The following is a 12,239-nucleotide window of genomic DNA, read 5'->3' as shown; positions in this document are numbered from 1 at the left end:
AAAATAACTGGTACGATTCGTAAATGGATAAATCATACCAGTTATTTATTATTTAATGTTCTTATATATTCAGCCCAGGCAACTCTTTTCCTCGCTAAGCCGTTCTTTGTTTCATTAGTTTCAAGTACGTAAACTCTTGTACTACAATATTATTCTCTTAGTGTAACGATCTTACCTTAACCATTTCAGATATCATGACCGACTTTGATCCGGTTGGCCTACTTGTTGCATTATCTTGGGCTTCTTTGGATCTGGTTCTGCTTTTTGTGGTGAAGAGTTTGCCCTTTTAGATAAAGGATTTTGTCTTGTGTTTTTTACCTTTTGTATTTCTTTCATGCTTCTTAATGTCTGTTTTGATTGTTCTTTTGTTAATTTGTTGAATTCTTCGCTAACTTCCTTAATTAATTGATCCATAAGCTTATCCTTCGAATTATCTAAGTTTTCAATCATTGATTCCTTTGACTTCCTATCTATTTCTGTGGTGTCCTGTATTTCCAGAATACGCTTGTTCAATAGGAAAGTTTCTTCTAACTTTTGATTGATGAAAGTCGGAATTGGATTGACTATTTCACTTGTTTTGTTTAACTCGTTGAATTTGTTACTAATTTCCTCAATATTCTGATCCTTCTGGTTTTTAAAGTATGTAACGAGGTCAAATCTTGATTTATTTAATACTTTTTCTCCTTTTCGTCCTATTGCTTGAATTCCCCATTGATAATTGAAAATTTTTTCTATTTTTTGCTGGATAAAAGGCATATTTGTATTTACTGTTCCACTTGTTTTCAGTAGATTATTTGGTGAATTTACTTCTTTTTGGTCTTTCACTTCTGCGTTTTCTTGGATGTTTGCTGTGACTTCAGCCTTTTCATCATTTCCTTGAACTGTTTCGCTAATTGATTTATCCATTCTTAGTTCGTTGAATTCTTCACTAACTTTCTTAATTAATTGATCCATAAGCTTATCCTTCGAATTTTCTAAGTTCTCAATCATTGATTTCTTTGACTTCCTATCTATTTTTGTTGTGTCCTGTATTTCCAGAATACGCTTGTTCAATAGGAAAGTTTCTTCTAACTTTTGATTGATGAAAGTCGGAATTGGATTGACTATTCCACTTGTTTTGTTTAACTCGTTGAATTTGTTACTAATTTCCTCAATATTCTGATCCTGAATTTTTTTACAGGAGCTAATGAAGCCTTGTTTTGCTACTAATTCTTGTACAAATCTTTGTTCTAATTTTTGTCCTACTTCTTGAATTCCCCATTGATAATTGAAAATTTCTTCTATTTTTTGCTGGATAAAAGGCATATTGGAATTTAATTCTTTTTGGTCTTTCACTTCTGCGTTTTCTTGGATGTTTGCTGTGACTTTAGTCTTCTCACTATCTCCTTGAACTGTTTCGCTAGTTGATTTATCCATTTGTTTTAGCTCCTTTACTTTAGTATGTAGAAAAATAGTACCTGAATAATTCATATTCAATGTTATTGCAACTTATATTACTATCTTGACTTCTTTTGATCTGGTTCTGCTTGTCGTGGAAAATGGTTTGCTCTTTTAGATAAAGGATTTTGACTTGTATTTTTTACCTGTTGTACCTCTTCCATGCTTTTTAATGTCTGTTGTGGTTGTTTTTTTAATTCGTTGATTTTTTCAATAGTTTCCTCAATAGCATACTCCTTATTTTTTAATAACTTAATCGATAGTACCATTACGGAAGTATGTGTGCTTACATCTTTTTCGTATTTTTGAACGAATTGATTCGCCTCCAAATTTTCTTCTAATTTTTGATTGATTAAAGACGGAATGGGGTTTTCAATTCCACTTGTCTTGTTTGATTCATTGAATTCTTTGCTCATTTCCTCAATAAGCTGATTCTTCTGATTTTTTACGTACTCACTCACTTTTTTCACTGATTCTGTCAGTTCCTTTCCTTGAGTTTCTCGAATCACTTCGTCAAATATGAAAATTTCTCCTATCTTTTGTTTGAGTAAAGACGTATTTTCAATTCCACTTGGTTCTATTGGATTATTTGGTGAATTTACTTCTTTTTTGTCCTTATTTTTTGACCTTCTCATTAGTTTATTGAACATTACCTTTAGCAATGAAGACTTTTTATTTGTATTTCTTACCTTTTTCATCTCTTTCATGTTACTTGATGCCTGTTGTGTTTGTTCTTTTTTTGATTCGTTGAGGTTTCTGCTATTTTCCTTAATATACTGTTCCTTTCGATTTATTAAGATCGCAATCAGTGATTCTCCTGATCTTATCAGTTCCTTTGTTCTTACCATTTCTTGAGTTTCTCGAATCACTTCGTCAAATATAAAAATTCCTTCTATGTTTTCTTGGATATTTGCTGTGACTTTAGCCTTTTCACCATTTCCTTGTACTGTTTTGCTAGTGAATTTATCCATTTGGTTTAACTCCTTTACTTTAATATGTATTAAAAATATCTATTGCTAAACTTGGTTCCCACTATTTTTTTATTATGTAGAAGAATAGTGCTTGAATTATTCATATTCCGTATTATTGTAATTTATAAATAAAATAGTCGAACACTTATTTTTTCAAAAAAATAAAATAACTGGTACGATTCATAAATGGACAAATCATACCAGTTATTCACTATTTAATGTTCTTATATATTCATCCCAGACTACTCTGCTCTTCATTAGCCTTCGTAGAGAATTCCTGCTTTTTTCAACTGTTGCTTAATCGTTCTCAACACATTAGTATCTGGATAACGGATGGTATGCAGATGAATCCCATCGGTCAGCTCAGATAACAACGTAGCATTACTTTTTTTATAGCGTTTCATAAACAATTCAATTTCTTGAGTTGTTTGGATATGAAGCATGCCTGTCAACTCACCATATAAGGGATGTTCTACAATGACATCTAAAACTTCGCCACCAGCTTCAACGATCAAGCGCAACTCTTCTTCTGTTTGCTCACGACCATGTTGGACAGCAATCTTGCTCACTAAGCCGTTCTGTGTTTCATTGGTTTCAAGAACGTAACCTCTTGCCGTTGCAATAATAGTCGCACCTGATGCTCTCAACAACGCAATATCTCCGACAATAATTTGACGGCTCACTTGAAACCGTGAAGCGAATTTGCTGGCACTGACCGGCTTTTCTTCATTTGCCAGGGTATGCAGGATTTCTTTACGCCGTGCTTCTCCATCAATCATCCACTTTCTCCCCATTTAATTCATTTTGATAGTCACGAGAATGTTTCATAAGATCGATATATGTCGCTGTGATCGTTTCTTTATATTTCGTATTTTCTAACCGACTAGCGATTTTTTCTAATACTTCTTGCTCCCTTTTTTCGTCATAGACTGCTTTTTTCGATGCTTGTTTGGTTTCGCCAATTTTCGTTACCGTGTCCATACGTTTTTCTAGTAATTTGACGATTTGTTGATCAATCTGATCGATTGTTTGACGTAAGTCTTCAAGTTTTTCTGGTTGTTGATCTTCTAATATTTTTTTGATTACTCGAGCAGGATTACCTGCAATCACTACATTATCAGGAAAAGATTTAGTTACAACAGAACCCGCTCCAACTACGACATTGTTTCCTAACGTAACACCTGGCGTAACGATCACACCACCACCAAGCCAGACATTATGACCAATTTTGATTGGTTTCGCATATTCTAAGCCACTATTTCTTTTCACTGGATGAAGTGGATGAGTGGCTGTATAAAGTTGAACATTTGGCGCAAACATGCAATTGTCGCCGATTTCGATCGTACTTACATCTAAAAATGTACAGTTGTAGTTCGCATAGAAGTTTTCACCTACAAGAATATTGTAACCATAATCAAAATTGATCGTTGGCTCCATGTAGATTTTTTCTCCCGTTTTTCCAAAGGTTTCTTTTAGTAATTGAGAACGTAGCTCTGCTGTTTCTGCTTGGTTGATGATCGTACTTTGGCTTCTTGCGTATTGACGATCCGCTACTAATTCCGGATCATTAGCAAAATATAATTCGCCAGCAATCATTTTTTCTTTTTCTGTTCTAATGGTCATAATTTGCTCCTTTTGATAATTTTTCAAATACTATAGCACCGTCCGTTTGCAGAAAATCATATTCTTGGCCTAACTGGATTGGCTCTTGGTTGATTACTAAGATTTGAGACTTCGTATTACGAAATTGGATTAAGTCACAAAACGGGTGTACTTGAAAACTCGTTCCGACGATGACAATCAACTCTGCTTGTTGAACAGCCGATGTTGCTCGCTCTATGACTTCATCATTAAATCCCTCCCCATACAACACGATATCTGGTCGAATTTGTCCCCCACATGTTGCATGTTGATCTGTTTGTAAATAGGTTTCCCAAGAAACGGTGTTCCCACATTTCCTACAATAGCAATGATAAAGATTTCCGTGAAAATTCACAAGTTTTGGACTTCCCGCTTTTTCATGTAATCCATCGATATTTTGGGAAACTACCCAAACTTGCTTTTTTGAGGCTAACTTTGCCATTTCTAAGTGAATAATATTTGGTCTTGCTGTTGGATGATAGATTTTTTTCACAAATGAATAAAATTTTTGTGGCTCATTGTTCATTGCTTCATGACTTAGAAGGTATTCGGGTTGTTCCAATCCATGATAGATTCCTTTTAACGATCGATAGTCGGGAATACCAGAAGGCGTTGATACCCCAGCGCCAGTTAGGAAAGTGATTTTTGAACTAGTGGCTATTGTTGCTACCGCTTCTTCAACGGTTACTTTTTTCATTTCCTTTCACCTCTCTCTTATTATACATCTATCTTTCGTTTATTGATTGATCGTACTTTTTATTCAAACGATTTCATTTTTTGAGAAACATCTCACAATATAGACTGACAAACCAATGAAAACGTGCTACAATACTGCTAGATTCTTCGGTATGATCATCACTATTGCTATCTAATAGTACGATAAACCAAGCATATAGAACAAAAGTGAGGTGAGTTGGTATGGTACCATCCATTATTTACTGGGGCGTGATTTTAGCTTGTATCGCCTGGTTAGCATTAAGTATTTATTTTTCAATTTTTTACCTTGCTCGTAAAGAAAATGGAAATCTTTGGGCATTTGCATTTTTCAATGTACTTGCTGCGATCGTTTTAGCGATTACCTTAGTTATTTTCCGAACATGGGGTTGGGGAATCACTCAATATTCAAGTCTGATTTATCTAATATTGGCTATTTATGGCGTAACGATTATTCTTCAAGCAATCTTAGGTCGTGAAAAAAAAGTAGTTAGTAAAACAGCATAATAAACAGAAAGCCAGGATCGAAAATGATTGATCGGGTCAGCTATTGCTAAGCAGCCCATCTTTTCGACTGCTTTACTTTATATTTATATAATAAGGAGGAATTAGGACACTTAAATAGATTCGTGTCCTAATTTTTATTTATTTAATGAATAATTATTCTTTTACAACTCTCGCTCTTTTTGAATATCATTTTTCTTATTTTTTGTATAATTATAGAAATTTTCTATAGCTATCAATACTTCACAAGAAAACTTCTGTTATAGATTGACAAAGTGCTTTGTCTATCGTAAACTATTTTTTGTATAAATAACTGAATACGAGATACCTCAATCAATGAGGTAGAGGTCGCGAGAATCATTAACCCTGTGGAGTGAAGCAAACACCGTGAAGCAGGACTAGGGAAGATCGCCGAAATGTACTCTTCTTTGCTTGAAGTTTACGTTGGGACACAAGTTAAGAGCTTGTGGACTGTCTTAGCAGTGATGCTAAGTTGCGCTATGTTTTGTGAGAGGTTTATCACTTTTGTGAAATGTTAGCGACCCTTTTATATTCTTGAAGCGGTCGTTTTTTATTTCTCCTGATAAGCTACTGCAACGCATTTGTTTAACCGCTCGTAAAAAAATTATGCGTAAACAGTTAATTTGATAAGTACGTCTATCTGACAGTAAAATTAAGTTAGCTGAAGCGGAACTTCGCCCGTTTCATTCCTGATGAAATCGTCGAGCCGTATGTGTAAAAAGAAAAGGAGAAAGATTATGAAAAAAAGTTCAGTTACACTTACCCTATTGATGGCATTTATTTTTTCATTCTTCCCTGTAGGAAGTTTCGTGAATGCCGATGAGAAAACACCAACAGATGAGTTCCGTGTAGGTATGGAAGCGGGGTATGCCCCTTTCAACTGGTCACAGCAAACAGATGCCAACAACGCTGTACCGATCCAAGGTCAAAAAAGCTATGCTGGTGGTTATGACGTCCAAATTGCCAAAAAAGTTGCGGATGGATTAGGGAAAAAATTAGTCATCATGCAAACCAAATGGGATGGATTAGCCCCTGCGTTACAATCTGGCAAAATCGATGCGATCATTGCTGGGATGAGCCCCACAGCAGAACGTAAAAAAGAAATTGATTTTACCGATCCTTATTATGAATCACAACTTGTTGTAGTCGTCAAAAAAGATAGTAAATATGCCAATGCAAAAAGTTTGGCGGATCTATCAAATGCTAAGATTACTGCTCAATTGAATACTTTCCATTATAATGTCATCGATCAAATTCCTGATGTGCAAAAGCAACAAGCAATGGATAACTTCTCTGCGATGCGTACCGCTCTTGCTTCAGGTATGATTGATGGTTATGTCAGCGAACGACCTGAAGGGGTAACAGCAACTAGCGTCAATAAAGATTTAAAAATGTTAGAATTTACTGGTCAGAATGGTTTTCAAACAAATCCTGAAGATGTCCAAATCGCTATTGGAATGCGTAAAGGTGACCCAGATATCCAAAAAGTTAACCAAATTCTTAGCGGTATCTCTCAAAAAGAACGTACAGAAATTATGGATCAAGCAATCAAAGATCAACCCGCTTCAACAAATACAGAGGGAGAAAAAGCTGGTTTGTTCACTGATTTCAAAACGATTTGGGATCAATATGGGAATATGTTCCTTCGTGGTGCAGGACTTACGTTATTTATTGCATTGATTGGGACAGTTATTGGAACTACCTTAGGCTTGTTGATCGGTGTTTTCCGTTCTATTCCTGAGTCTGACAATGCCGTGACACGTTTCTTCCAAAAGTTAGCAAATTTACTACTATCGATTTATATTGAAATATTCCGTGGAACACCAATGATGGTTCAAGCTATGGTCGTTTTTTACGGATTAGCATTAGCCTTTGGAATCTCCCTTGATCGTACGATTGCTGCCTTATTCATTGTATCGATCAATACTGGTGCTTATATGACTGAAATCGTCCGTGGTGGTATTTTCGCTGTCGATGAAGGACAATTTGAAGCAGCGCAAGCAATTGGTATGACACATGGACAAACAATGCGAAAAGTAGTTGTTCCTCAGGTCTTACGTAACATCTTACCTGCGACCGGGAATGAATTTGTTATCAATATCAAAGATACAGCAGTCTTAAGTGTTATTGGTGTAGCTGATCTATTCTTCCAAGGGAACTCTGCTGCAGGAGCAAACTTCCAATTCTTCCAAACATTTACAATCGTAGGTATCATCTACTTGGTTATGACCTTTACGATTACCAGAATCTTGCGTGTAGTGGAGAAAAAAATCGATGGTCCTTCAGCCTATACAAAAATTGAAGAAGTTGACAACGCCAACTTGCAGGAATAAGGAGGAAGAATCATGAGTGAAGAAATCATTAAAATCAATCATTTAAGAAAAAGCTTTGGTGAAAATGAAGTATTAAAAGACATCAGCATGGATATCCATAAAGGTGAAGTTGTAACCATCATTGGTTCTTCTGGCTCTGGTAAATCAACTTTCTTACGCTGCATCAACCTTTTAGAAAAACCTACTGGTGGCGAAATTATGTATAATGGCGAAAATATTCTTGCGCCAAAATATAACTTGCCTAAATATCGAACAAATGTCGGAATGGTATTCCAATCGTTCAATCTTTTCAATAACATGAATGTCTTAGAAAACTGTATGTCTGGTCAGACGACTGTCTTAAAAAGAAACAAAGACGAAGCTCGTAAAGTCGCTCTTGAAAATCTAGAAAAAGTTGGAATGGAACGTTATATTGAAGCCAAACCTTCTCAATTATCAGGTGGTCAAAAACAACGTGTGGCAATCGCTAGAGCCCTCTCAATGGACCCAGATGTAATGTTATTTGATGAACCAACATCAGCACTTGATCCTGAGATGGTCGGAGAAGTCTTGAATACCATTCAAGACCTAGCTCACACTGGTTTAACGATGATTATCGTGACACATGAAATGGAATTTGCAAAAGATGTTTCTGATCGTGTCATCTTCATGGATAAAGGTGTTGTTGCTGAAGAAGGAACCTCTGATGATATTTTTGTTCATCCAAAAGAAGAACGCACCAAAGAGTTTTTATCACGTATCTTAAAAAAATAGAAGAAAGCCTTTATCCGAAACGACAGGTTCGTTTTGATAAAGGCTTTTCCTTTTTTGGGAAATGATTCACTATTTTCTCATGTTTATCTGCAATTTATTTGAACACCATTCATTAATTCATCAGTCGATCAGTCCTCTCTTCTTAGATTGATTGGTCTGATTGCATTTATTTGAAAATGAATTTTTGAATATTTTCTGAATTAAGTTGTAATTTTTAGAAAATTCTATTAATATAGAAATTATCAAATTTTTTAGTTAGGATGATTAAACAATGGTTGAAGAGCAACAAGAACTACAGCGTGGACTTAAGAATAGACACGTTCAATTGATTTCGATTGGTGGTGCGATCGGAACAGGTCTTTTCTTAGGAGCAGGAAAAACGATTCAATTAGCTGGTCCCTCTATTTTACTGGCTTATCTTATTACCGGGTGCGTTTGTTTCTTTATTATGCGTGCCTTAGGTGAACTTTTATTATCTAATACAAATAATCATTCATTTCTTGATTTTGTTGCAGAATATCTTGGAAAAAAAGTTGCTTTCGTAACAGGTTGGACTTATTGGTTTTGTTGGGTTGCGATCGCCATGGCGGATTTGACAGCGATCGGGATGTATGTCCGTTACTGGGTTCCAGGAGTCCCACAATGGCTTCCTGAATTGATCGCTCTGATTTTACTGCTTGGTTTAAACATGGTGGCTGTTTCATTATTTGGTGAATTAGAATTTTGGTTTGCTTTGATCAAAGTCGTTTCCATTATTGCATTTATTATCGTTGGTATTTACATGATTCTTACCCATTACAAAACAAGTGCTGGACCTGCTAGTATCACCAATCTCTGGTCACATGGCGGCTTTTTCCCAACTGGTACGAAAGGATTCATTCTTTCCTTTCAGATGGTCACATTTGCCTTTACAGGAATCGAATTAGTCGGTTTGGTTGCTGGTGAGACCAAAAACCCTGAGAAAGTCTTACCCGAAGCTATCAATAATATTCCTATTCGAATCATTCTTTTTTACCTTGGTTCTTTGTTCGTTATCATGTCTATCTATCCTTGGAATAGCTTAGATGCGAACAACAGCCCATTTGTCGAAGTGTTTTCAGAAATTGGGATCACCATAGCCGCATCTTTGATTAATTTAGTCGTATTGAGTGCTGCGGCTTCTGCTTGTAACAGCGCGATCTACAGTACAGGACGTATGTTACGCTCTCTTTCACAAGAAGGTAGCGCGCCTAAAAAATTCCGTCAGTTGACTTCTCACCGTGTACCAGGAAATGCGTTAGTTTTTTCAACTATTGTGATTTTTATTTCCGTTATCCTAAATTATGTGATGCCTAGTGAAGTATTTACACTCGTCAGCAGTATTGCGACTACTTGCTTTTTATTTATCTGGGGAATACTCGTTTACACTCACTTAAAATATCGTAAAAGTATGTTAGGTAAAAAAGAGCATACGTTCAAAATGCCTTTTTATCCTTATAGTAATTTTCTTGTTTTTGCCTACATGATTTTCATTTGTCTAGTTTTATTTCTTGGCAAAGACACACGTATTGCCTTACTCTTAACTCCTGTTTGGTTTATTGGGTTATTGATCATTTATCGAATGAAATACGAGAAACAATCACTTTGAAATACAGACAACAATCCATACTAAAAAAATAGATTGATAAAAGTATGTTAGGACTCTCTTTTTTATAAGCCGCAAAAAATCTTTAGAATATGAGATTGAGACAAAAGTGTTTCGCATCAAGAATAAGAAGGAATTTCCGAAGATGCCACTTTTGTCTCACCATTTATTCGGTTTTAGAGCTTCTAGAAGCGACTGAGGCAAGTTTTGGCTCAGCCTCCAGATTTTTTGGTCAATTACTTATAGAACATCTCCCCTTCAATTACTCTCTCACAGAACCACTCAGGATATAATGATTATTTCAACTCAAGATCAATACTTTATACTCATTATTTGATTAGAAAAACATTGCTAAACTACGTTATTTTTGTTACTTTAAAAAAAGTATAAATAAGTAAAGGAGAAATCTATGACAAAAAAATTGACGTTCAAAGAAAGTATGTTTATCGGTTCAATGTTATTCGGTTTATTTTTTGGTGCTGGTAATTTGATTTTTCCCGTTCACATGGGACAAGAATCTGGCTCTGCCGTTTTCTGGGCCAATCTTGGCTTCTTAGTAACTGGGATCGGACTACCTTTTTTAGGTGTAATTGCCATCGGTGTTTCAAAAACATCAGGGGTTTATGAATTAGCAGAACGGATCGGCAAAAAATATGCTTTGGTTTTTACTGTTTTGCTTTACCTCGTCATCGGACCGTTTTTCGCCTTACCAAGATTAGCAACTACCTCTTTTGAAATTGGTTTAGCTCCATTTATCCAAGCCAAGCAACAACATGTATTTTTAGTTATTTTTAGTATTTTATTTTTCTTCACTGCTTGGTGGTTATCCAGACGGCCTACTAAAATCCTTGACTATGTAGGAAAATTCCTTAATCCTGCCTTTTTGATTTTACTAGGAATCTTGTTGGTACTTGCTTTTATTCATCCATTGGGTGCAATCGATCAAGCTACTGTCCAACCTAGTTATCAAGAACATGCTTTCTTTACTGGTTTTACTCAAGGATATAATACGTTAGATGCACTAGCTGCCTTAGCATTTGGTATCCTTATCGTTACTACGATTCGCAATATGGGCGTAACAAAGCCTTCTGAGATTGCTAAGGATACGATCAAATCTGGTGCAATCAGTATCGTTTTGATGGGAATCATCTACACATTACTTGCTTATGTGGGAACAATGAGTCTCGGTGGATTTGCTTTAAGTTCAAATGGCGGGATCGCACTAGCGCAAATCGCAGATCATTATTTAGGAACTTATGGCAGTATCTTGCTCGCTCTTATTGTGATCCTTGCTTGCTTAAAAACAGGGATTGGACTAATCACTGCTTTTGCAGAAACCTTTACCGATCTGTTTCCTAAAAGAAATTACATTGTATTTGTGACACTAGCTAGTGCACTTGCTTGTTTGGTCGCTACTGTGGGATTGACAAATATCATCCAAATTTCATTACCTGTCTTGATGTTTATTTATCCTTTAGCAATGACCTTGATCTTACTCGTTCTTGTGGGTCCATTGTTTAAACAACGTCCTGCTGTTTACCGCATGACCACTTATTTTACACTAATTGCTTCAATTTTAGACGGTTTAAATGCTTGCCCAGACGGAATCAAGCAAACCAGCTTTGTCAAAACGTTATTAGACTTCGCAACGAATTATCTGCCATTCTTTAAATTAGGAATGGGTTGGATCGTCCCAGCATTGATTGGTTTAGTAATTGGCTTGATTTGGAGTATGGTTAAAAAAGAAACACCTGTTGTAGAGTAACGGCATCTAGGACGATCATTCTTCTAAAAGAAGGCACGGTGTGCTATCATCACTTCTGTGAAATGAACAGAGCATATTTGAAGTAACTTTCCATTATTAGATTGCATCTAACAGTGGAAAAGTGCTTCAAATATGCTCTATTTATATATACAAGAAGGAACCTGTGTATTTTACTTCTATTTTCGGCTCTGAATTTTTTACTAAGTCATTAGAATCAACAGATAACTGACAAAATTACTTTTTGAATGAATCCATTGGATGTATTTAACTATTTAGTCAAATGGCTAGCAGAAATATATTTTCCTAAAAAAATTACCAACTTCCAAAAACTTTCGTCACAAAAAATTCACAACTCCTGAGTAATATATAAGCATACCAACAAACAACCCTAACAACACTTTTTCATTTTTAACTCCTTATCCTGCTAGCTCCCCGGCTAGCAGGACTTTTTTATTGAACTAGAAATGGCTGAGACA

General features: G+C 35.7%; 10 protein-coding genes and 1 riboswitch. Of the genes, 5 read left to right on the top strand and 5 right to left on the bottom strand.

What is annotated here, in order from left to right; translation table 11 throughout:
* Positions 1 to 192: 192 nt before the first annotated feature.
* The 5 genes from AB3H90_RS07655 to AB3H90_RS07635 form a co-directional block, all read right to left on the bottom strand.
* The gene (locus AB3H90_RS07655; RefSeq protein WP_368016497.1) at positions 193 to 1,335 is read right to left on the bottom strand and encodes a hypothetical protein; all 1,143 of its coding nucleotides are present in this window, start codon (positions 1,333 to 1,335) and stop codon (positions 193 to 195) included.
* A gap of 161 nt (positions 1,336 to 1,496) precedes the next feature.
* Positions 1,497 to 2,408 (bottom strand): hypothetical protein, encoded by a 912-nt coding sequence (locus AB3H90_RS07650; protein ID WP_368016496.1) that lies wholly within the window; start codon positions 2,406 to 2,408, stop codon positions 1,497 to 1,499.
* A 257-nt stretch (positions 2,409 to 2,665) separates the two neighbouring features.
* A complete protein-coding gene (locus AB3H90_RS07645; protein ID WP_368016495.1) occupies positions 2,666 to 3,187 on the bottom strand; it encodes a transcription repressor NadR in 522 nt (173 codons plus the stop codon).
* Positions 3,180 to 4,034 (bottom strand): chorismate mutase, encoded by an 855-nt coding sequence (locus tag AB3H90_RS07640; RefSeq protein WP_368016544.1) that lies wholly within the window; start codon positions 4,032 to 4,034, stop codon positions 3,180 to 3,182. Before AB3H90_RS07640 ends, AB3H90_RS07645 begins: the two co-directional genes overlap by 8 nt.
* Positions 4,021 to 4,746, bottom strand: coding sequence for an NAD-dependent protein deacylase (locus tag AB3H90_RS07635; RefSeq protein WP_368016494.1), 726 nt, complete (start codon positions 4,744 to 4,746; stop codon positions 4,021 to 4,023). Before AB3H90_RS07635 ends, AB3H90_RS07640 begins: the two co-directional genes overlap by 14 nt.
* Before the next feature lie 221 nt (positions 4,747 to 4,967).
* Here AB3H90_RS07635 and AB3H90_RS07630 point away from each other — a divergent pair, with 221 nt between their 5' ends.
* The 5 genes from AB3H90_RS07630 (at position 4,968) to brnQ (ending at position 11,763) form a co-directional block, all read left to right on the top strand.
* Positions 4,968 to 5,270, top strand: a complete 303-nt coding sequence (locus tag AB3H90_RS07630; protein ID WP_010736843.1) for a hypothetical protein — start codon at positions 4,968 to 4,970, stop codon at positions 5,268 to 5,270.
* Between the two features lie 331 nt (positions 5,271 to 5,601).
* Positions 5,602 to 5,776, top strand: a riboswitch (Lysine riboswitch).
* Positions 5,777 to 6,025: 249 nt separating this feature from the next.
* Positions 6,026 to 7,621 carry an ABC transporter permease subunit gene (locus AB3H90_RS07625; RefSeq protein ID WP_081128330.1) on the top strand — a complete coding sequence of 532 codons (1,596 nt, stop codon included), beginning with the start codon at positions 6,026 to 6,028 and terminating at the stop codon, positions 7,619 to 7,621.
* 12 nt (positions 7,622 to 7,633) lie between these two features.
* Positions 7,634 to 8,374, top strand: coding sequence for an amino acid ABC transporter ATP-binding protein (locus AB3H90_RS07620; protein WP_010720365.1), 741 nt, complete (start codon positions 7,634 to 7,636; stop codon positions 8,372 to 8,374).
* Positions 8,375 to 8,645: 271 nt separating this feature from the next.
* Complete coding sequence (locus AB3H90_RS07615) at positions 8,646 to 10,001, top strand: amino acid permease (protein WP_034698690.1); 1,356 nt, start codon at positions 8,646 to 8,648, stop codon at positions 9,999 to 10,001.
* Between the two features lie 406 nt (positions 10,002 to 10,407).
* Positions 10,408 to 11,763: a branched-chain amino acid transport system II carrier protein gene (brnQ, locus tag AB3H90_RS07610; RefSeq protein WP_010736841.1), complete on the top strand. Its 1,356-nt coding sequence runs from the start codon at positions 10,408 to 10,410 to the stop codon at positions 11,761 to 11,763.
* Positions 11,764 to 12,239 lie beyond the last annotated feature (476 nt).

The sequence above is a fragment of the Enterococcus sp. C63 genome (assembly GCF_040887215.1).
GTDB lineage: Bacteria > Bacillota > Bacilli > Lactobacillales > Enterococcaceae > Enterococcus_B > Enterococcus_B hirae.
This window is presented reverse-complemented; position numbering and strand designations above follow the sequence as displayed.